The sequence below is a fragment of the Sphingosinicella soli genome (genome assembly GCF_014199685.1).
GTDB lineage: Bacteria > Pseudomonadota > Alphaproteobacteria > Sphingomonadales > Sphingomonadaceae > Sphingosinicella > Sphingosinicella soli.
The window spans coordinates 22,538-42,115 of the sequence record NZ_JACHNZ010000016.1 but is presented as its reverse complement, the minus strand read 5'-3'; the positions used below and the strand labels follow the sequence as shown (position 1 = coordinate 42,115).

The following is a 19,578-nucleotide window of genomic DNA, read 5'->3' as shown; positions in this document are numbered from 1 at the left end:
TCACGCCTAGCGTAGGCTGCGCCGGTTCATTGTGGAGGGGGAGAGTGCGGATGTTTCGTTTGCCCAGTATTGCCGTGGTTGCCTGCGCCCTGTTCGGCCAGGCGGCGATCGCCGCGCCGAAGGCCGACCCGGCCCGCGCAGGCGAAAGCGATTTCCGCGCGACCTACCGCGAACTCGTCGAGACGGACACGTCGCTGTCGAGCGGCAGCTGCACGCTCGCGGCGGAGCGCATGGCGGCGCGGCTTTCGGCGGCGGGCTATGCCGAAGGCGACATGCAGATCATCGTGTCGCCGGACTTTCCCCGGCAGGGCAACCTCGTGGCGCGCATCGCGGGCACCGACGCGAAGCTCGCGCCGATGCTGCTGCTCGCGCACATCGACGTCGTGGAGGCGAAAAAGTCGGACTGGAAGCGCGACCCGTTCACGCTCTTCGAGGAAAACGGCTATTTCTATGCGCGCGGTACGGTCGACGACAAGGCGATGGCGGCGTCATTCGTCGACGCCTTCATTCGCTACAAGCAGGAAGGCTACCGACCGAAACGCACGATCAAGCTGGCGCTGACCTGCGGCGAGGAAACCGATTCGGTGTTCAACGGCGTGCAGTATCTGCTGGCGACGGCGCCCGATACGCTCGCGGCGGAATTCGCGGTCAATGAAGGCGGGTCCGGCGTTCTTGACGAGAACGGCAAGCCGATTTCCTTCGGCGTGCAGATCGGCGAGAAATATTATCAGGATTTCAAATTCACCGTCACCGCGCCCGGCGGTCATAGTGCGCGCCCGGTCGACGACAATGCGATCGGGCATCTTGCCGCTGCCGTCGCGCGGATCGACCGTTACCGGTTTCCGGTCAACATGACCGAGGCTTCGAAAGGCTTCTTCAGGCGTACATCCGGGCTCTACAGCGGGCAAATCGCGCAGGATCTCGCCGCCGCCGGAAACGGCACTGCCGACGAGGCGGCGTTCGCCCGCATCGCGGCCGCCAATCCGCTGTGGAACGCATTCCTGCGCACCACGTGCGTGCCTACGCAGCTTGCAGGCGGGCATGCGCCCAATGCGCAGCCGCAGCACGCGCAAGCGAACATCAATTGCCGGGTCATGCCCGGCGAAAGCATTGACGGGACGCGCGCGCGCCTTGCCGAGGTTGCCGCAAATGCGCGTGTCGAGATCACGCTGGCCGCAAAGCCCGGACCGCAGCCGCCCGCGCCGCCGCTCGACGCGCGCATCATGAAGCCCGTGGAGCGTATCGCGGCGGAGATGTGGCCCGGCGTGCCGGTGATCCCCAGTCTCAGCAGCGGCGCGACCGACGGGCGTTTCCTGAACGCCGCCGGTATTCCGACCTACGGCATCTCGGGCGTGTTCCGCGACCCGGACGGAAACGGCGCGCACGGCCTCGACGAACGTATTCGCGTCACGTCACTGCTCGATGCGCGCGCGTTTCTTTACCGCCTCGTGAAAGCCTATTCGGCGCAGTGACGTGAAACCTTCGACCCGAACGACCCTGCTCACGCTCCACCGCTGGGTAGGCCTTGCCTTCGCGGCGCTGCTGCTGGTGCAGGGTCTTTCGGGGGTGCTCCTGGTGTTCCGCGAGGAGATCGAAAACGTCATCCATCCCGCGCTCGTGGTCACGCCGGGCGAAGCGATGCCCGTGCAAACGCTGGTCGATACGGTGCGCGAGGCCGCGCCGCAGGCGGTGCTCCAGCGGATCAAGTTCGCTGAAGATCCCGCGCGCGCCGCGACGGCCTTCATGCGGCTTGAAAACGGTGCGCCGTGGATGGTCGCGGTGGATCCTTACGGCGGCATGATCGTGCGGCAGGGCGGCTATGAGGCGTGGCCCGCCGAGTGGCTGTTTCACCTCCACGATACGCTGCTTGCGGGGAAGACGGGCGAAATCATCGTCACCATCGAAGGCGTCGCGCTCGTGTTCCTCGTGGTGTTCGGCGTCATCATCTGGTGGCCGGGGCGCCGCAGGCTGAAATCGGGGTTCCGTATCCTCACGGGGCAGGGTGCGGACCGCACCGTCCGCACGGCGCACCGCGCGATCGGTGCAGCGATTGGCATCGTGCTGGTGATGTCGGGCGTTACCGGCGCGCTTCTCATCCACCGCGCCGCATTGCAGCCGTATCTGCCCGTGGTGCCGCGCCCCAAGTTCGACGTTGCGCTTTCCGAAATGCCGATGCGTCCGGTCGATACGCTGCTCGCCGATGCGCGCAGCCGGCATGGGCCGCTACCGCTGCGCGAGGTTCGCTTCTCGGGCGCGGCGGGGCAGGTGGTTGCGCTGTATTTCCAGGATGAATCGTCGCGCCGCCCGAACGCGACGCGCCAGTATTTCTACAACGCCTATGAAGGCGTCGAACTCGGCCGTTATGAACCCGCCGCGCTGCCGCCGATGAACACCGCCTACGATTGGCTCTTCACGATCCACACCGGCAAGGCGGGCGGGCTCGCCGGGCGTCTGCTCGTGCTCGCGGGCGGTCTCTCGCTGGTGTTCTTCGCGGGCAGCGGCGTCTGGCTCTGGCTCTCCGCGCGGCGACAGCGGGCAGGGCGCGGAAAGGCCGGAAACCGCCTTGCCCGAAATGCGGCCTGAACGCGGGCCTGGCGTCTGCGCCGTAATTGTCGCGGCGTTTCTGGCCGCATCGGCGCACGCAGAGCCCGCCAATTCGGCGGTCTCGATGACGACGGCCTGCACCCCAACGCCGCCGCCTATGCGCTGATGCGCCCCATTCTCGCCGACGCCGTGAAGGCTTCGGGCGTGCGATAAAAAAAGGCCCGCGGATCGGGGGAACGATCCGCGGGCATGGGATACTGACCTGGGGGAAACCTAGAAGTTGAGGCGGGCTCCGACCGTGAAGTAGCGCCCGATCAGGTCGTGATACGGCGAACTCACCGCAGCCACCGCCGGAGCGCGGTCGAAGAGGTTCTGGACGCTCCCGTAAACCGTGAACTTCTTGTCATCGCCATAGGGGATGTAGACGCGGGCACCGAGGTCGAAATACCAGCGGCTGGAGATGCCGACGCCATCGCCTTGGCCGGCAAGTACGTTGGCAGGCGCATAGCCGCCGCCGTCCACATAGCGCGTACGGATATCGGCGCCGAAGGTTTCGCTCTCATATGTTGCGCTGAGTGTACCGCGCCACTTCGGGATGAGGTACGTCGCCTGCGAGCCGAGATAGCCCGCCCCCTCGATCGTGAGGATGCCGTTATCGACCGCGAGGCTGTCGACATAGTTTGCAAGGCCCCGAATGTTCAGCTGACCGGGAAGGCCGATGCTGTCGAGGTTGCTCTGATAGGACGCTTCGAAATCGATGCCCTTGTTCGTGAACTTGGCGACGTTGATGAAGGCGGCGTTGATCTCGGTGATCGCGCCGGCACCATTGCGGACGATCTGCGAGCACGCGCCGGTGTTGCCTTGCAGATAGCAGCTGTTGACGATCTGCTGCGCCGTGAGGGTGGTGATGACGTCGTTGATCTTGATGTCATAGTAATCCGCAGAGAAGCGGAAGCCCGGCATGAAGCTCGGCGACAGCGCCACGCCCACGGTGAACGTATCCGCGATCTCCGGCGACACTTCGGGATTGCCGCCGGTGTAGAGGATGATGCTCGTCGTCGGGCGTGTGGCGGGGATGCCCTCGTCAACGACGGTGGTGAACAGCGTGGAACGCAGGCTGAACATCTCGGTGAGGTTCGCGGCGCGGATGTCGCGTGAACGCGTGGCGCGCAGCTTGATGCTGTCGTTGATATCCCAGACTGCGCCGACCTTCCACGACCAGATCGAACCCCTGGTGCTGTAGTCGGAGACGCGCGCTGCGCCGTTGAACATCAGCTTCTCGACGAAGGGAAGGTTGGCGAGCAGCGGGACGGCGACCTCGACGAAGGCCTCCTTCACGTTGTTGCCGGTTTTCGCGATGTTCTGGCCGTTGATGGTGCCGAAGCGGCTCGCTAGCGAGTTGTCGTCGTAGGAGGTGCTGAACGCCTGTTCGCGATACTCGATGCCGGCGGCGATCGAGACAGGCTCGTTCCAGAGGTCAAAGGGTTCGCCGCTGATGCTGGCACCCATGCTGTCCAGCCACGTCGTCGTGTAGGCGTTCCAGTCTGCGGTCACGTAATCGACTGCGGCCTGATCGGCGTTGCCCGAACCGAACAGGTTGAGCGGACGGCAAGCCGTCGTGGGATCGGTCAGGGCGATACTGCAAACCGGCGTGCCGCCCGGACCCTCAACCGCATTCACCGCGTCCAGGAAGTTCTGACGCAGGGTGATGTCCCGCAGCGTCTGGTCCTGTGTCTGCTCGCCGTGGCTGTAATAGGCATTGTAGCGCCATTTTCCGTCGCCGAAGCTGCCGTCGACACCGATCGAAACCTGATAGGTTTCGCGCGTGTAATCATAATGCGCCAAAGCTACGTCCGTGACCGCGCGGCCCATCGTGAAGGACGTCTCACCGGCGGTTGCCAGCTGGTTGCGGATCGTGTCGCTGAGAAATGGATTTTGAGCGGAAATCGTGAGCTGGTTGATCCACAGATCGGGGAAGAACGGGCGTTCGTCCCAGACACGGTTGTAATTGCCCTCGACCCACACGTTGAGAGTGTCCGTGAGGTCGTAGCTCGCACGGGCGAGCACGTTAGCGCGCTGGATCGGCGCAGAGAGCGAGCGGTAATTGTCGATGTGATACCCTTCGCCGCCGATCATGAGCGTCGGCGCACCGGGGCGCTGAGTGCCATACTGGAAGGGGCGCAGCGTACCGTCCCCATTGAATACCTGACCGGCCAGAACACCAGACGTGATGACGCCGTCCTCGTGCCGGTTGGACTCGCGCAGCCCGGCCGTCGGATACAGCCTGCCGTCGGCGCCGGGGAAAAAGCCGCTCGCGCCGATGCGCGGCCGCGAGGTGCCGGGGATGACACCCTTGTCGTTCAGATAGTCGCCGCCGACGATGAAGTGGCCGCGGCCGTCGGCGAAGCTGAATCCGCCCGAACCTTCAAGCATGTATTTCGCGCCGTCGCCCCGCGAGGAAATGCCGGTCTGTGCGCCAAGTTCGAATCCCTCGCGCTTGTTGTCGAGCAGGACGTTGACGACGCCCGCAACAGCATCGGAGCCGTAAGCTGCCGAGGCGCCGCCGGTGACGACGTCGATGCTCTTCACGAGCGAGTAGGGAATCGTCTGCAGATCGTTCGAGCTGACATGACGGCGGCCGTTGACCAGTACCAGCGTGCGGGCTGCGCCGAGGCCGCGCAGGTCGGCCGGCGACTGGCCGGACGAGGTCACCGTGTTCGTCGAGGTCGCGCTCTGCGTCATGCGGAACTGCGGAAGGTCGGCGAGCGCCGCCTGGATATCCGTGCGGCCGCCGAGCTTAAGGTCGGCTGCGCTGACGACCGTGGTCGGCGTCGGAGCGTCGAAGCCTACGGTGCTGATGCGCGATCCGGTGATGATGATGACATCCGAATCGGCGGCAGTCGATTCGGCGGTTTGTGCGAGCGCTGAAACCGGAAAGGCGAGCGCGGCGCCGAGCGCAAGCGCGCTCGCCGACACCATGCGAATGGGTGAACGGATACCAAGCGTAGAAGTCATAACAGTCCCCTTTTCTGACTTGATGGAAAGCGTTGCGCTCCGCCGTCGCCGTGCGAGCGTCTATTTCTGAATGTGAAAATTACGAGAAAGTTTTCAATTGTCCACATCAATATCCTGAATGGGACAGCTTTTTCCTTGTGGGTGGCTATTTAACAACACGATAAAGAACGTGCGGTTGTGAGGAGAACGACATTTTCCGGTCGCTCTCCGGCCCGTAGAACGCGAGCTTTTCGAAGGGGCCGCCTTCGCGCGCGGTTGTCACCTGTTCGTAGAGCTGCGGGCCGATCTGTTCCCAATAGGTCTTGTTGCCGCGCGATTCGAGCGTGAGCGCGTGCGGGCCGGCGGCGGTGACCTGGATGTCGAACTCGGGGCGCGGCGGATCGCTGTAGGTGCGGCGGTTGGTGCGGTATGCGCCGACCGGCGGCGTCGAAGTGCCGGTCCAGCGCGCTGCGGGGCTTTCCGGGAAAACGCGGCCGATAATGGCGTTCTGCAGTTCGGTGCGCGCGCCGTAGCTGCCCTGTCCGCCGGTCGTGGAGATGAAGAAGCCGAAGTCGGCCTCCGGCGCGAGGATCAGCGAGGAGTGGAAATCCGCCGTGTTGCCGCCGTGGCCGATGAGGCGCGGCCCCGATTCGCGCGTCACCAGATAGCCGTAGGCGATGCCCGGCAGCCCGGGCGTGTTTTTGTGCAGCGTCTCGCGCATCTGCTTCATGGTTTCGGGCTTCAGGATGCGCGCGTCGCCGAGCTTGCCGTCGGCGAGGTGCGCGAGCATGAAGCGCGCCATGTCCGGCCCGGTGGCGGAGGCTGAACCCGCGGGCATGATGTTGGCGTAAAGCTCGAAGGGCTTGGCGACGTAGCGCCCGTCTTTCAGTTCATAGCCGAGCGCCATGTTCTGCGCCCGCGCGCCGGTCAGCGGCTCGCGGAACGTCGCGCTCGTCATGCCGAGCGGCGCGAAGATGTGGCGGTCCACATAATCCGGGAACGCCTCCCCCGAAACGCGCTGCACGATATAGCCCGCGATCGCCGAGCCGTAGTTCGAATAGGAACTTTCCACGCCCGGTTCGCGCACGCGCGCGGGGATGTTGGTCTTCATGAACGTATCGAGCGGCACGAAATCCGCCGTGCTCTGCACGGTAATGCCGCCCCGGTCTTCGAAGCCGGGCGTGTGCGTGAAGAGATCGCGCACGAGGATCGGCTTCGACTGCGTGGCCGGAATCTTGAAATCGAGGTAGGTGTTGATGTCCTCGTCCAGCTTCACGCGGCCCTTCTCGACCTGCTGCATCAGCGCGGTCCAGGTGAACAGCTTGGATACGGAGCCGGGACGGAACAGCGTCTTTTCGCCGTCGACCGGAATCTTGCGGTCGATATCGGCATAGCCGTAGCCTTTGGTGAAGAGCACCTTTCCGCCCGACACCACCGTGACGACGGCGCCCGCAACCTCGCGCGTGGCGATCTGCTGCGCCATCACGCCGTCGATGAATGCCGGAAGCCCGGAAAGGCGGGCCGGATCGACGCTGACCACCTCTGCTGCAGGGGCCGCTGCCGACGGCGTCGCGGCGATCAACGCCAGCGCGAGCGCGGCCCCGCTCAGAACGATGGATGTCGATCGATTGCGTCGGCGTGTCATCTCGGCTCTCCCTTTTTATATCCGGCGCTTTTGACATATCAGGACGCTATTTTCAAATTGGGATTGTGAAAATCTACACATGCTTTTTCGTGAAACAAAAATAACATAATTATTTCAATATGTTGTGTTGCTCCATATCCGATATTGCTTTTGATGAAATTTACCAGCATTGTCCCATATGGAAATTCGCCGCGCGACACGCCCGGCGTCGGGATTTCAAAAACGGGAGAGAGATCATGAAACGGAACGCCATGCGCTGGCTCTGTTTGCCATTGGCTATTGCGGCTCTGGCAGGGCAGCCCGCCGTCGCTGCCGCCGCCGCCGTCCCTGCGGCGACGAAGGTTGTGGACACGGAAGTGGCGCGGCTCGCGGCCGGTGCGGGCGGCGTTGTCGGCATCGCGGCCTGGCGGCTGGACGGCAAGGGCCCCCGCATCCTTCTGAACGCGGACGCGGCGTTTCCGATGGCAAGCACCTTCAAGGTGCCGCTCGCGGGCAAGATCTTCGACATGGTCGACAAGGGGCAGCTCCGCCTCGACCAGATGCTCGACGTGCCGCAGGACATGATGTCGCCTTCCGAAGTGATCGCCGACCGTTTCATCCACCCCGGCGTCAGCCTTTCCGTCCATAATCTGCTCGAGGTGATGCTCACGCAAAGCGACAACACGGCGACCGACGTGCTGATGAAAGCGGCGGGTGGACCGGCAGCGGTGACCGCCTGGGTGCGCGCGCAGGGCGTCAGCGCCATGCGGCTGGACCGGGATACGAACCGGCTGCTGCGGGATTTCTACCGTCTCGGCGAAGGCCCGCTGACCGAAGCGTTCGAAACGGCGGCGAAGGCGGATCCGGCGCTCCTCACGAAGGGAAGCCGGCCCGACGCGGCGTTCGACGCAGACCCCAGGGATACGTCCAGTCCGGCGGCGATGGCGGCGCTGCTCACGCGCATGTTCGCCGGCAAGGCGCTCTCGGCCGAAAGCACCAAGGCGTTCACCGCGATCATGGAGCGCTGCCGCACGGGCATGGCGCGTCTGCCGGGCCGGATGCCGCCGGGTACGACCATCGCGCGCAAGACAGGCACGATCGGCGGCACGGTGAACGACGTGGGCATGGTCAGTCTGCCCGACGGCACGGGTGTCGTGATCGCCGCCTATGTGAAAGAGAGCGCCGCGCCGACTGCGGACCGCGAACGCGCCATCGCCGAAATCGCGCGGACCGTGCGCGACTATTTCCTGTTCGCGAACTGAGGAGGGTATAAATGAAAACCGTGCTTTATCTGGCGACCGCGCTTGCCGCGCTGGCATCGCCGACGCTCGCGCAAACCTATGATATCGTGATTTCCGGCGGGCGCGTGATGGACCCGGCAAGCGGGCGCGACGAGGTCGCGAACGTCGGGATCAGCGGCAACCGCATTGCCGAAATCTCCACCGCAGCGCTGAAAGGCAAGCGCAACATCGATGCGCGGGGTCTCGTCGTGGCGCCGGGCTTCGTCGATCTCCATGCGCACGGACAGCACGACAAGGGCCAGCAGTTCCAGGTGCTCGACGGCGTCACGACCGCGATCGACGCGGAAGGCGGCGCAATGCCGGTGCAGGCGTTCGTCGGCGCGCTGAAGGGCCGCGCGCTCATCAATTTCGGTGCGACCGCCTCGCACCAGTGCGCGCGCATGGAAGTGATCGCCGGCGCGCCGTGCAAGGGCCACGGCGCCGCGAACGGCGAGACCGTGGCGGACCGCAAGGCCTACACGGCCTCCGCGACACCCGAGCAGCAGAAGGCGATCGTCGCCGCGCTCGATCAGAGGTCGCGGCAGGCGCGCTCGGCTACGGGCTCGGCATCGAATACACGCCGGGGGCGGGACGCAGCGAAATCTACGACATCTTCAAGGCCGCGGCGGAGACGCGCGCGCCGGTTTTCGTGCACGTCCGCAGCCGGCCACTTGATCCTGCGCCCGGCGTACCGATCGCGGTGGCGCAGGAGGTGATCGCGAACGCCGCCGTCACCGGCGCGCCGCTGCAGCTCGTGCATCTCCATTCCACCGGGCTCAAGGATACGCCGGTCCTCATCGACATGGTGAAGCGCGCGCAGGCGCGGGGCCTCGACATCACCTCGGAAGCCTATCCCTACACGGCGGGCAGCACGGCGATCGGATCGGAATTCTTCCGCGACGGCTGGCAGGAACGCTCGGGCATCAGCTACGGCGATCTGCAATGGCCCGCCACGGGCGAGCGGCTGACGCAGGAGACGTTCGAGCGTTACCGGCGCGAGCAGCCGGGCGCGGCGGTCGTCGTCCACATGATCCCCGAAGACGTTGTCGATCAGGTGATCGCCGAACCGGCGATCTCGATCGCATCGGACGGCATGCCGTGGCGCACGTCGGGCGAGCATCCGCGCGGCGCGGGCGCGTTCGCACGCGTGCTCGGCCGTTATGTCCGCGAGCGCGGCGCGCTCGATCTGATGACCGCGCTGCGCAAGATGACGATCATGCCTGCCCAGCGGCTGGAAGGCATTTCACCGCAGATGGCGAAAAAAGGCCGCGTGTCCGTGGGCGCCGACGCGGACCTGACGCTGTTCGATCCCGCCGTCGTCATCGACGCCGCGACGTTCGAAAAGCCGATGCAGGCCTCGGTGGGCATCCGCTACGTTCTGGTGAACGGCAAGCCGGTCGTCGACGGCGGCAAGCTGGGGACGAAGCTTTTCCCCGGAGAGGCGATCCTCGGCACCGGAAAGGGTCGCTGATCATAAGGGGCCGCTGTTTGCAGCGGCCCCGTTCGCCCGCCGGTCAGTAGTTGAGGCCGTAGCCGAGCATGCCGAACGTGGCGGCCGCCCAGAGCACAATGACGGCGGCCAGAACGAGCAGCACGCTCCAGACCCGCGAACCCCATCCACGCCCGCCCGTCCAGACGCTCCAGGCGTTCCAGAGCGCGACGCCGAGCAGGCCGAAGAAGCCGATCATGGCCCCTGTCTGCAGGGCCACGACCAGTCCGTCGTATTTGCCGTTTATTGCGCTCAAGCCCTGCTGCATCATTGCGCTGAAGACGAAGAGCCAGCCGGCGCAGACGAGGAGCGCGAGCGCCGCAGCGCCGCGCACCACGTGGTAGCGCAGCCGCGCCCGGCCGGTGAGCGCAAGGGGAGCGCCGTAAACGCGCCGGGCGATGGCACCGGCGGGCCATGACAGCGCCGTCAGCAGCAGCACGACCGCGGCAAGCAGCATGGCCGGGTTGAGCCAGGCTGTGTTCGCGTGCCAGGGGACGGGCTCGAAGACCACCGCCGCCGACCCGGCATCGATGCTGAAGCGCTGGACCTTGCCGTCCACGACCTTTGCCGCCAGCCGCTGCTTGCCGCCGACCTCGCGCCACACGAAGGGCGCGATCTGCTTCCATGCGCGCGGTTCGCCGCCCGGCGTCCTGAGGTTCGGGACCAGCATTCCGCCGTCCGCATCCACCGTCACTTTCATCTGGCCGGCGAATGCGCCCGTCCGCAGGAAGGTGGAGTCGGAGCGGCGGCTGGCGATATAGTTCCCCGCCATCATGCGGGCATGGGCGGCGGCGGTCTTCGCATCCACCGTTCCGTCTTGCGGCGTGCCGGGGAAATAGCGGTCCATGAAGCCGGTGATGAGCGCATTGTGAATTGCGCTCGGTGCGCCGTCCTTCCCGACGCTGTTGAGCGAGATATACACGCCGACGTTTTCGTCGATCAGCAGCCAGAGATAGGTGAAGAAGCGCTGCGTGCCGCCGCTATGGCCGATGATGCGATAGCCGTTCTGGTTCTGCTCGTAGAACCCGAGCGCCATGCGGTTGAGCGGCGGGATCATGTCGAGGAACGTGGTGTGCATCGTCTTCGCGGTTTCCGGCGAGAGCAGCGGCCCGCCGTTTGCAAGGTGCGCGGTCATGAATTTCGCGATGTCCGCACCGCTTGTCGAAAGGCTGCCTGCGGGCGGCGCGTCCACCACCTCGAAGGGCATCGCTTCGCCCGAAGCCGTCCGGTAGCTTTGCGACATCAGCGGCTTGAGTTCGGCCGGAAGCGGCTGGCGGAACGTGGAATATTTCATGCCGAGCGGCGCGAAGATGCGCTGCTCGATATAGTCGTCGAACGGCACGCCGGAAACGCGCTCGACGATGTAGCCGGCAAGCCCGGTCGCATAGTTCGAATAGGCCGGCGTCGTCCCCGGCGCGAAGATGCGCTCGGGCGTCCAGCGCTTCAGCACGGTGCCGAGCGGTTCGGGTTTTTCCACGTCGTCCGCAATCAGGCGGCGGACGGCTTCCTCAAAGCCGGTGGTGTGCGTCATGATGTTGCGCAGCGTGATCGGCTTGCCCTCGCGCGGCGGGATCTTGAAATCGAGGTAGGTGTTCACGTCCGTATCGAGGTCGAGCTTGCCCTCCTGCACGAGTTGCATCACCGCCGTCCATGTGAACAGCTTCGACACCGAACCGGGGCGGAACAGCGTCTTTTCAGGATCGACCGGCGTGCGCTTCTCGACATCCGAATAGCCGAAGCCGCGCTGCGTCAGCACCGCGCCGTCCTTCACGACGACAACGACCGCGCCCGCAATCGCGCCGCGCGAAAGCGCGTAGGGCATGAGGCCGTCGAGCCAGGCATCGACGTCGGTTTTGGTAAGGGTGCTGTTTTCCGGCGCCGTGGGTGCGGCTGTCGCGGCGACGGCAGGCCGCGTTTCCGGAGGCGGGGCGGCAACGGCATGCGTTGCGACTGCCATGAAGGCAATGACGAGTTTCAGACATTTCCGAACCATAGCTTAGCCCCCGATGGATATCCGACATTGATCTCCTGATCGGGATAAAGTCATCCCAAACAGAAAATTGTCAATCCCCATCGACGGAATCCGCAACGCCCGCTTATGTCGAGGGAAGCAGAAAAATGGTGCCCCCGAGAGGATTCGAACCTCCGGCCTGCGGTTTAGGAAACCGTCGCTCTATCCTGCTGAGCTACGGGGGCACGCGGCTGCATCAGTGGCGGCAGCGTGCGAAAATATCAAGCGTCGGTGCGGCCGGTGCGTACCGGAAACAGCAGCGGCATGGCTTCTATGCCCTCGTCGCGGAGCTGCACGGCCTCGTCGGCGGTGGTCTCGCCGTAAATGCCGCGGGCATCGGTTTCGCCGTAATGGATCGCGCGGGCCTCTTCGGCGAAGCGGGTGCCGACGTACTCGCTGCTTTCGATCATGCTCTTCTGCATCTCGGCGAGCGCGCCCAGCATCTGCTTGATCCGCGCGTCCTCGCCGCCTGCCACGGGGACAGGGCGCGTATCCGCGCGCGTGTTGCCCTTGGCGGGAACGGCGGGCGCCATCACTGCCTTGGCGATCTCGGCATTGCCGCACAGCGGGCATGAAAGCAGGCCGCGCTCCCGCTGCGTTTCATAGTCGCTCGAAGAGCCGAACCATGTTTCGAACACGTGGGCGTTGGCGCATTTCAGGTCGAAGACGATCACGGCGCGGCGATGTCCCGGCGGTGCTGAAGCACGGGGATGCGCCTGCGCACGTCCTCGGCGCGCGAAAGGTCGATCTCCGCGAAATGAAGCCCCGGGGCTTCGTCCGCATCCAGCAGGATGTCGCCCCACGGATCGATCACCAGCGAGTGGCCGTAAGTAGACCTGCCGTCCTCGTGCTCCCCGGTCTGCGCGGCGGCGATCACGAAGGAGGCCGTTTCGATGGCGCGGGCGCGCAGCAGCGTGTGCCAGTGCGCGCGGCCGGTGGGACGGGTGAACGCGGCGGGCAGGGCGATGACCACGGCGCCCGCGCCGCTCAGCGCATCGAACAGGCGCGGGAAGCGCACGTCGTAGCAGATCGCGAGGCCGAGCGTGCCTACGGGCGTTTCGGCAAGCGAGACGCCTACGCCCGCAACGAAGCTCGCGGATTCGCGGTAATATTCGCCCGGCGCCGCCTCGACGTCGAAAAGGTGCATCTTGTCGTAGCGCGCGCGGATTTCGCCCGTGTCGTCGATCACCAGGCTGCGGTTGACGAGGCGATCGGGATAGCGCGCGTCGCGAAGTGCGAGCGACCCGAGCGCCACCCAGATGCCCGCTTCCCGTGCGGCTTTACGCACGGCGGCGAGCGCGACATCCTCGTCCTCGCTGCGGGCGTTTGCGAACAGGCGCGCGGTGTTGCGGTCGAGCATCCCCGACATCTCGGGCGTGAACAGCATGGCCGCGCCGTCCGCCGCAGCGGCGGCGACATGGTCCGCGAGCACGGCGGCATTGGCCGCCGGGGCCGTGCCGGATGTCATCTGGGCGATGGCGATGCGTATTGTCATGGCACCGGATATGGGGCGTTCAGAGAGATTGCGCCAGTAGCGGATCGAGCTTGCCATCCATATCGAGCGAGACGAGATCGTCCGAACCGCCGATGTGCTGCCCGCCGATGAAGATCTGCGGCACCGTGGTGCGGCCGTGCGCGCGCTGGATCATTTCCGAACGGCGGCTTCCGCACAGGGTGATGTCGATCTCCTCGAAGTTCGCGCCCTTCGATTTCAGCAGCGATTTCGCGCGCGTGCAGTACGGGCAGAGGAATTTCGTGTAGATTTCAATCTTAGGCAACAGCAGTCCCTTTGGCTCTTTTCAGCCCTGTTCGACCGTATCATGGGTGACGCGGGCGAAAGTTACAATATCTATGCGTTTCGCTCCGGCGCGGCGAAGCGCGCGGGCACAGGCCTCTGCGGTCGCTCCCGTCGTCATCACGTCGTCCACCAGCAGGACATGCGCGCCCCTGATGCGCGCGGCCGCGCCGGGCCGAACGCGAATGGCGCCGCGCACATTTTCCGCGCGCTGCCGCCGCGACATGCTGCGGCTGATCGGCGTATCGCGAACGCGGGCGAGCGCGGCGGCGAGGACGGGCAGGTCCGCGCGCCGGGCGATCCTTGCCGCCAGAAGCGCCGCCTGATTGAAGCGCCGCGTGCGCAGGCGGGCCGCGTGCAGAGGCACGGGAACGAGAAGCGGCCGCTCGGCGAGCATCGGCGCGGCGGCGCGCGCCATCATGCCCGCCATAATACGCGCAAGCCCCGTACGATCGCCGTGCTTGAGCGCGAGAACGAGCCCGGCGCTGGCGCCGTTGTAGACGAGCGCCGCGCGGGCGCGGTCGAAAGGCGGCGGCGTCTGCGCGCATGCGCCGCAGAGCGCGCCATCCCCGGCGCTGTAGGGAAACGGCAGGCCGCAGCAGGCGCACATCGGCGCCGTGACGAAGTGAAGGCGCGACCAGCACGGCGCGCAGAAACTGCCGTCGCGCGCCACGATCGCTTTGCACGACGGGCAGCGCGGCGGCAGCAGAAGGTCGAGGAACCCCGCGCCCGAGCGTTTCAGAAGCTGGAAGACCGGCATCTCCATTTGCGTGTCGTAGCACCCCAGCATTGCGCTTGCAGCCTCCCTCCGACAAGAGAGGACGCGCATGTCAGACCTGATCGAACCGTTCGACCGCGCCGCCCGCCGCCGCGCCCGCGACCGCGCCGCCGGCGACTTCGGGCACTATGCGTTTCTGAAGGATGCGCTGACGGCCGATCTCGTTGAGCGGCTCGCGGGGCTCGGCCCGCCGCCCGCGCGCGTTCTCGATCTCGGGGCCCACGACGGGCGCCTCGCCGCGCTGCTGCCCGAAAGCGAGACGGTCGCGACCGATCCGGGCTTTCGATTCGCGAAGGCGGCGGCGGGGGTGATGTGCGACGAGGACCGCCTGCCGTTCGGGCGCGGCTGCTTCGATGCCGTGCTGTCGGCGGCCAGTCTGCACAGCGTCAACGATCTGCCCGGCGCGCTCGTGCAGATCCGGCAGGTGCTGAAGCCGGGCGGCGTGTTCCTCGCCGCGTTCGTCGGCGGGGCATCGCTTGCGGACCTGCGCGCGCGCCTGCTCGCGGCCGAAACGGCGCGCCGCGACGGTGCTTCGCCCCGTTTTCTGCCGATGGTCGATCCGCGCGAGGCGCCGGGACTGTTGCAGCGCGCGGGTTTCGTCGAGCCCGTGGTCGACGTGCATGCGCGGACCGTGCGCTATCCGGGCGCGGCGGCGATGCTGGCGGACCTTCGCGGCATGGGCGAGAGCAACGTGCTTCACGCGCGCAGCCGCGCGCCGCTTTCGCGCGCCGACGCTGCGGCGTTTCATGCTGCGGCGGAAGCTGCTGCTGAGGCGGACGGAAGGCATCCCGTCCAGCTCGAAATCGTCACCATGACGGGGCGCGCGCCGCCGCTTAAATAAGCGCGGCGAGCGTGCCGATCAGCGGCCGGTCGGCGGGCGGCATGTCGATCGCGAACAGGTCGTTCACGCGCTCCCAGCGCAGGCGCTGGCCGTCGTGGCCGTGCGGCGTGCCCTGCCACTTGCGGCAGACATAGAGCATCAGCACCAGGTGGAAGTGGTCGTAGCCGTGGCTGGCGAAGGTCGCCGGGGCCAGGCACGATGCTTCCGTCTCGATGCCGAGTTCCTCGCGCAGTTCCCGGATCAATGCGGCTTCGGGCGTTTCGCCCGGTTCCACCTTGCCGCCGGGGAATTCCCAGGTTCCCGCAAGATGCTTTCCCGCCGGGCGCTCCGCGAGCAATATGCGGCCGTCGGGATCGATGAGCGCGGCGGCGACCACCATGCGGACCGGCAATGGATTCATTTGGTTAACCCCGCGCTTAGTCCGGCTTGTGTGAGTTTGTTAACGCCTGAGGGCTAAAACGGAGGAGAAGGGACATTGCAAGCCCTTTGATCCGTGTTTGAACTGTAAGGTAGCGGCCGATGCCCCAATTCATCCGCAAGCTGGTTTGCGACTGCGAAGGCGCGACGGCGATCGAGTATGGTCTGATCGCGGCGCTGATCGCGGTCGGCGCGATCTCGGGATTCAATTCTTTCGGCAATGGCCTCACCAACATGTGGGGCAAGATCGAGAACAATGTGAAGGAGAGTTCGTAGGCTCACGCGACGAACGGCTTCAAAACGAACAGGCCTGCGGGCCTGTTTTTTTGCCTTCACAACCGCTTCGAAAGTTAACGCATTTTCACCAGCGCCTTTAAGCAATTGGCAAGAGCAATGCGATAGTGATGCATTGCTGACCTCTTGGACGGGGACAGAGGAACACCGGGTACGTACGGAACTGGTATAGGAGACTAGAAATGTCGTTTTTCCGTAAGCTTCGTAAAGAAGAGAAGGGCGCGACGGCCATCGAATACGGTCTGATCGCTGCTCTCATCGCGGTTGCTGCCATCGGCGCCATGGGCGCGCTGGGCAATGCCATCAGCGCCACGATGAACAACGCCGCAGGCGCGATGACCGACGCCTAAGCGTCAGTCTTCGCCAAGCGAACGAACAGGGCGTCGGGGAAACCCGGCGCCCTTTTCATTCGTCATCCGTAAACGACGATCTTCACCTTCTCGCCGGCGCGCAGAGTCGGGTTTTCTTCGCGGTTGTTCATCACGAGAAAGCGTTCGAGCCTGTAGTTGCTGAACGCCATGCGCTGCGAAATCGACTGCGCCGTGTCTCCCGCCCTTACCGTCACGACCTGAACGACGCGCTTGCGCAGCGCGGCGGCCTGCGCGTCGGTCAGCCTGCGGAACGAACGGGCGGTGGTGCTCACCACGCTGGACGCATTCACGTTCGAAGGCGAGATGAAGACGAAGTGATAACCGCTGCCGCCGCCGGTGCGGTAGGCGTAGACGGTGACGTCGCGGTTGCCGCTCTGCGTTGTGACGCGCGCCGTGGCGGTCGCTGCATCGAGCCCGTTGATCGTCGTGCGCTGCACGCCCGTGTACTGCGCCTTGCTGTTGCCGAGCACGCCTTGGAACACGGTGGAAATGTAGGAATCGAGGCTGTCGCCGTCGCCGAGCTTGCCGCCGCTGAACTGGATCTGCGCCTGCGCGCCCGACGCGGTGACGGCCGCCGCGCCGTTGTTCAGGTAATAGCCCTGCGGCACCTCGAAGGCGATCTTGAGAACCGGGTGCGCGAACGTGTGGCCCTCGACGAAGCCCTGCTCGGGATCGTCGCCGTAGAGCATGCCGTCGACCGCAGCGTAATAATCGGGCGCATCGCGCTTCAACTGGCCCGGCTTCACGCCCGTGGCCGCGGCCTTTTGCGACGCGCGCTTGACGCGGGCGGTGGTGAGCGGATGGCTGCGTGCCCACGAAGGCACCTGCGCGGCTTCGGTCTGGCCCCGGATTTTCGTTTCCAGCGCTTCCTGATCGCCGAGCGACTGGAGTATCTCGGCGGCTGCAAAGGGATCGTAGCCAGCCGCCGTCATGTACCGGATGCCCAGATCGTCGGACTGATACTCCTGATCGCGCGAATATTTCATCGTCCAGGCCTGCCCGAGCTGCCCCGCAAGCTGCCCGACCTGGCTGCTGCCGGTGAGCACGGTCGCGAGGATCGAGACGAGCCCGCTGCCGAGCGCGGCATTCTGGCGCTTCTTGGAATGCTGCGCATCGACATGGCCGATTTCGTGGCCGAGCACCGAGGCGAGTTCCGCCTCGCTGTTCATGATCGAAAGCAGCCCGCGCGTCATGTAGACGTAGCAGCCGGGGATGGCGAAGGCGTTGACGACCGTGGTGTTGAGCAGCGTCACCGTGCATTCGCTTTGGGCGGACGCGATGTTGGAACGGACCGCCACCTCCTTGCCGATGCGCTTCACCATCGCGCTGCCGGGGCCTTCATAGGCGCCGCCGAACTCGGCCATGATCTCGGGATGCGCCTGCGCCGCCTGCGCGCGTTCGCTGGCGCTGATCTGGCGCGGTTTCTGCGCGTTCGCGCTGGTTCCCGGCCCTGCCACACAGGCGCCGAGCACGATCGTGCTTACCGTGATCCCCAAAGCCAGCCGTGCTTCTTTTCTCATGCGTCTGTCCCTCAAATAGCCTGCCTGCGCGTCTAAACCGGCGACGTGTCGCCTCGGTTCCCGGGATCGTTACGGATGCGATGCCGCCCAGTCGCCGACACTTGCGGCAACCTCGTTCGCCGCCTCGCCGAGCGCGCGGGCGACGGACGGGCCGGTCTGGGCGGAAACGGGCCGGGTCGCTTCGAAACTGCGGCTTGCGACATAGCCGGTCCCGGTCGCCGACAATATCGCGTCGTAGCGCACGCGGACCTGCGGCGCGCCGCGCACATCCAGACCGAATTCGAGCAGCCGCCCGGAAAGCCGGTGCGCGCCCGCGATATCGACATTGCGCTCGTCGATGACCGGGCGACCCGTCCGCGCCTGCACGACCTCGCCGAGCAGGCGCTGGAACAGCACCACCGGCTGCTCGACCCAGCTCGCCTGCGGAAGATACGCGATTTCCGTTGCGTTCGTGGAGACGGGAATGCGCAGCGTGCGCAGCGCGCCGGGCGCGCTCGGCACCGTCACGAGCAGGGGCTTGCCGGTGAGCGCCGCCCGTTCGCCGGTTTCGGCGCGGATCGTGAGCAGCGACTCCGGGGGATCTCCGGCGCCGCCGATCTGCACCAGAGGCCCGCAGCCGGCGAGCAGCAGGACCGCGATAATGGTGGCCTTGGCGGTCGGTTTCATCGGTCTTTGTCTCCGTCGGGCTTGTATTCCGGCAGCGTGCGGCCTCCGACGAGGGCGCCTGCGGGATCCTCGTCGAGCTTGGCGGCGATGGCGCCGAGCGAACGCGACATCTCGCGAAGGTCGCCGACGAGAAGATTGACCTCGGGCAGCGTCTGCCCGCTGAACGCCTCGGCGCCGGAGCGGGCCGCGCGCGAGGTCGCCTCCAGCTCCACGAGCGCGCTGTCTGCGCGCTGCAGCGTCTTGCGAAGATCGGCGACGAGCGGCTTGCCTTCGGTATCGACCAGCCTGCTGGTGCTGTCTGCAAGCACGGCGAGCGATGCCGCCATCTTGCGGGTTTCCGCGATCGTGGTGCGGATTTCCGTCACGGCCTCCGCGATGTCGCCGTCACGGCTGGCGACCGCTGCGGTGATGGTGTTCGTGCTTTTCAGGATCCCGGCGATCGATTCCTGGTTCCGCGGGCTGAGCACCTCGTTCAGCCGCGCGGTGAGCGTGCTGATCCGTTCGAGAAGCTGCGGGGCGGAATCGAGGAGCTGGCCGAGCGCGCCGGGCTTGGTCGGGATCACGGGCGCGCCGTAAGGGCCGGTCTCGTCGATCGGCGGCGCGCCCTTGATGGCGCCCTCCAGCTCGATGATGGAAACGCCGGTGAAGCCGACGCTGGAAATCGTCGCGACCGTCCCCTGCAGGATCGGGACGCCCTCCTCGATCTCGATGCGGACGCGCACGAAGTTCGGCGTTTCGGGCATCAGGCGGATCTGCTGAACCGTGCCGACGGGAACGCCCGAGTAGTTCACGGCGCTGCCGCGCGCGAGCCCGGAAACCGAGCGGAAGAAAATGTCGTATTTCTGCCGGTCCGACGTATCGACGCGCGCGATCCACAGGATGAAGAGGAACGCGGCGATGAACAGCGCGATCGCGACGGCGCCGACGAGAACGTGGTTGCTTCTCGTTTCCAAA

Annotated in this window: 18 protein-coding genes, 1 tRNA gene and 1 pseudogene; 8 read left to right on the top strand and 12 right to left on the bottom strand. The window is 65.8% G+C overall.

Translation table 11 applies throughout. The features are described from left to right. Positions 1 to 50: 50 nt before the first annotated feature. Positions 51 to 1,472 carry a M20/M25/M40 family metallo-hydrolase gene (locus tag GGQ98_RS08340; protein ID WP_184067892.1) on the top strand — a complete coding sequence of 474 codons (1,422 nt, stop codon included), beginning with the start codon at positions 51 to 53 and terminating at the stop codon, positions 1,470 to 1,472. Position 1,473: 1 nt separating this feature from the next. Further along, positions 1,474 to 2,583 carry a PepSY domain-containing protein gene (locus tag GGQ98_RS08335; RefSeq protein ID WP_184067889.1) on the top strand — a complete coding sequence of 370 codons (1,110 nt, stop codon included), beginning with the start codon at positions 1,474 to 1,476 and terminating at the stop codon, positions 2,581 to 2,583. A 234-nt stretch (positions 2,584 to 2,817) separates the two neighbouring features. On the opposite strand, the gene GGQ98_RS08330 is transcribed toward GGQ98_RS08335, so the two are convergent. Both GGQ98_RS08330 and GGQ98_RS08325 read right to left on the bottom strand, forming a co-directional pair. Further along, the gene (locus GGQ98_RS08330) at positions 2,818 to 5,559 is read right to left on the bottom strand and encodes a TonB-dependent receptor plug domain-containing protein (RefSeq protein ID WP_184067886.1); all 2,742 of its coding nucleotides are present in this window, start codon (positions 5,557 to 5,559) and stop codon (positions 2,818 to 2,820) included. A gap of 145 nt (positions 5,560 to 5,704) precedes the next feature. Next, positions 5,705 to 7,183 (bottom strand): serine hydrolase domain-containing protein, encoded by a 1,479-nt coding sequence (locus tag GGQ98_RS08325; RefSeq protein WP_184067883.1) that lies wholly within the window; start codon positions 7,181 to 7,183, stop codon positions 5,705 to 5,707. Positions 7,184 to 7,419: 236 nt separating this feature from the next. Here GGQ98_RS08325 and bla point away from each other — a divergent pair, with 236 nt between their 5' ends. The 3 genes and pseudogenes from bla (at position 7,420) to GGQ98_RS08310 (ending at position 9,913) form a co-directional block, all read left to right on the top strand. Next, positions 7,420 to 8,424, top strand: a complete 1,005-nt coding sequence (gene bla / locus GGQ98_RS08320) for a class A beta-lactamase (protein WP_184067879.1) — start codon at positions 7,420 to 7,422, stop codon at positions 8,422 to 8,424. Between the two features lie 11 nt (positions 8,425 to 8,435). Next, positions 8,436 to 8,945: pseudogene (locus GGQ98_RS18345) on the top strand (amidohydrolase family protein); the annotation flags it as partial. Further along, the gene (locus tag GGQ98_RS08310; RefSeq protein ID WP_341534163.1) at positions 8,834 to 9,913 is read left to right on the top strand and encodes an amidohydrolase family protein; all 1,080 of its coding nucleotides are present in this window, start codon (positions 8,834 to 8,836) and stop codon (positions 9,911 to 9,913) included. The pseudogene GGQ98_RS18345 and the gene GGQ98_RS08310, both read left to right, overlap by 112 nt. A 43-nt stretch (positions 9,914 to 9,956) precedes the next feature. Here the strand turns inward: GGQ98_RS08310 and GGQ98_RS08305 are convergent, their stop codons facing one another. From GGQ98_RS08305 to GGQ98_RS08280, 6 genes are all read right to left on the bottom strand, one after another. Next, entirely contained in the window at positions 9,957 to 11,924 is a 1,968-nt protein-coding gene (locus GGQ98_RS08305) for a serine hydrolase domain-containing protein (protein WP_184067873.1), read from the bottom strand. A gap of 126 nt (positions 11,925 to 12,050) precedes the next feature. Then, positions 12,051 to 12,127: transfer RNA gene (locus GGQ98_RS08300), tRNA-Arg, on the bottom strand. A gap of 36 nt (positions 12,128 to 12,163) precedes the next feature. After that, positions 12,164 to 12,616 carry a DUF1178 family protein gene (locus GGQ98_RS08295; protein ID WP_184067870.1) on the bottom strand — a complete coding sequence of 151 codons (453 nt, stop codon included), beginning with the start codon at positions 12,614 to 12,616 and terminating at the stop codon, positions 12,164 to 12,166. Next, the gene (locus tag GGQ98_RS08290) at positions 12,613 to 13,431 is read right to left on the bottom strand and encodes a nitrilase-related carbon-nitrogen hydrolase (RefSeq protein ID WP_184067970.1); all 819 of its coding nucleotides are present in this window, start codon (positions 13,429 to 13,431) and stop codon (positions 12,613 to 12,615) included. Before GGQ98_RS08290 ends, GGQ98_RS08295 begins: the two co-directional genes overlap by 4 nt. 25 nt (positions 13,432 to 13,456) lie before the next feature. Next, on the bottom strand, positions 13,457 to 13,720 hold the full coding sequence (gene grxC / locus GGQ98_RS08285) for a glutaredoxin 3 (RefSeq protein WP_184067867.1): 264 nt from the start codon (positions 13,718 to 13,720) through the stop codon (positions 13,457 to 13,459). Positions 13,721 to 13,741: 21 nt separating this feature from the next. Beyond that, positions 13,742 to 14,527, bottom strand: a complete 786-nt coding sequence (locus GGQ98_RS08280; protein WP_243451779.1) for a ComF family protein — start codon at positions 14,525 to 14,527, stop codon at positions 13,742 to 13,744. A 37-nt stretch (positions 14,528 to 14,564) separates the two neighbouring features. On the opposite strand from GGQ98_RS08280, the gene GGQ98_RS08275 reads away from it, so the two are divergent. Beyond that, the gene (locus tag GGQ98_RS08275; RefSeq protein WP_184067864.1) at positions 14,565 to 15,356 is read left to right on the top strand and encodes a methyltransferase domain-containing protein; all 792 of its coding nucleotides are present in this window, start codon (positions 14,565 to 14,567) and stop codon (positions 15,354 to 15,356) included. Here the strand turns inward: GGQ98_RS08275 and mutT are convergent. Next, a complete protein-coding gene (gene mutT / locus GGQ98_RS08270; RefSeq protein WP_184067861.1) occupies positions 15,349 to 15,756 on the bottom strand; it encodes an 8-oxo-dGTP diphosphatase MutT in 408 nt (135 codons plus the stop codon). The genes GGQ98_RS08275 and mutT overlap by 8 nt on opposite strands. Before the next feature lie 119 nt (positions 15,757 to 15,875). Here mutT and GGQ98_RS08265 point away from each other — a divergent pair, with 119 nt between their 5' ends. Both GGQ98_RS08265 and GGQ98_RS08260 read left to right on the top strand, forming a co-directional pair. Further along, on the top strand, positions 15,876 to 16,049 hold the full coding sequence (locus GGQ98_RS08265; protein WP_184067858.1) for a Flp family type IVb pilin: 174 nt from the start codon (positions 15,876 to 15,878) through the stop codon (positions 16,047 to 16,049). A 200-nt stretch (positions 16,050 to 16,249) separates the two neighbouring features. Further along, positions 16,250 to 16,417, top strand: coding sequence for a Flp family type IVb pilin (locus GGQ98_RS08260; RefSeq protein ID WP_184067855.1), 168 nt, complete (start codon positions 16,250 to 16,252; stop codon positions 16,415 to 16,417). A gap of 62 nt (positions 16,418 to 16,479) precedes the next feature. Here GGQ98_RS08260 and GGQ98_RS08255 read toward each other — a convergent pair whose 3' ends face one another. The 3 genes from GGQ98_RS08255 to GGQ98_RS08245 form a co-directional block, all read right to left on the bottom strand. Continuing rightward, positions 16,480 to 17,958: a M48 family metalloprotease gene (locus GGQ98_RS08255; RefSeq protein ID WP_184067852.1), complete on the bottom strand. Its 1,479-nt coding sequence runs from the start codon at positions 17,956 to 17,958 to the stop codon at positions 16,480 to 16,482. Between the two features lie 69 nt (positions 17,959 to 18,027). Next, on the bottom strand, positions 18,028 to 18,624 hold the full coding sequence (locus GGQ98_RS08250) for an ABC-type transport auxiliary lipoprotein family protein (RefSeq protein ID WP_184067849.1): 597 nt from the start codon (positions 18,622 to 18,624) through the stop codon (positions 18,028 to 18,030). Next, positions 18,621 to 19,577, bottom strand: a complete 957-nt coding sequence (locus GGQ98_RS08245) for an MlaD family protein (RefSeq protein ID WP_184067846.1) — start codon at positions 19,575 to 19,577, stop codon at positions 18,621 to 18,623. The genes GGQ98_RS08250 and GGQ98_RS08245 overlap by 4 nt, the downstream gene beginning before the upstream one ends. Position 19,578: the final 1 nt, after the last annotated feature.

What these genes read in the sequence shown, in the direction of transcription:
- GGQ98_RS08340 (WP_184067892.1), top strand. Translation starts at nt 51, where the DNA reads ATGTTTCGTTTGCCCAGTATTGCCGTGGTTGCCTGCGCCCTGTTCGGC.
- GGQ98_RS08330 (WP_184067886.1), bottom strand. Translation starts at nt 5,559, where the DNA reads ATGACTTCTACGCTTGGTATCCGTTCACCCATTCGCATGGTGTCGGCG.
- GGQ98_RS08325 (WP_184067883.1), bottom strand. Translation starts at nt 7,183, where the DNA reads ATGACACGCCGACGCAATCGATCGACATCCATCGTTCTGAGCGGGGCC.
- bla (WP_184067879.1), top strand. Translation starts at nt 7,420, where the DNA reads ATGAAACGGAACGCCATGCGCTGGCTCTGTTTGCCATTGGCTATTGCG.
- GGQ98_RS08305 (WP_184067873.1), bottom strand. Translation starts at nt 11,924, where the DNA reads ATGGTTCGGAAATGTCTGAAACTCGTCATTGCCTTCATGGCAGTCGCA.
- GGQ98_RS08280 (WP_243451779.1), bottom strand. Translation starts at nt 14,527, where the DNA reads ATGCTGGGGTGCTACGACACGCAAATGGAGATGCCGGTCTTCCAGCTT.
- GGQ98_RS08275 (WP_184067864.1), top strand. Translation starts at nt 14,565, where the DNA reads ATGTCAGACCTGATCGAACCGTTCGACCGCGCCGCCCGCCGCCGCGCC.
- mutT (WP_184067861.1), bottom strand. Translation starts at nt 15,756, where the DNA reads ATGAATCCATTGCCGGTCCGCATGGTGGTCGCCGCCGCGCTCATCGAT.
- GGQ98_RS08265 (WP_184067858.1), top strand. Translation starts at nt 15,876, where the DNA reads ATGCCCCAATTCATCCGCAAGCTGGTTTGCGACTGCGAAGGCGCGACG.
- GGQ98_RS08260 (WP_184067855.1), top strand. Translation starts at nt 16,250, where the DNA reads ATGTCGTTTTTCCGTAAGCTTCGTAAAGAAGAGAAGGGCGCGACGGCC.
- GGQ98_RS08255 (WP_184067852.1), bottom strand. Translation starts at nt 17,958, where the DNA reads ATGAGAAAAGAAGCACGGCTGGCTTTGGGGATCACGGTAAGCACGATC.
- GGQ98_RS08250 (WP_184067849.1), bottom strand. Translation starts at nt 18,624, where the DNA reads ATGAAACCGACCGCCAAGGCCACCATTATCGCGGTCCTGCTGCTCGCC.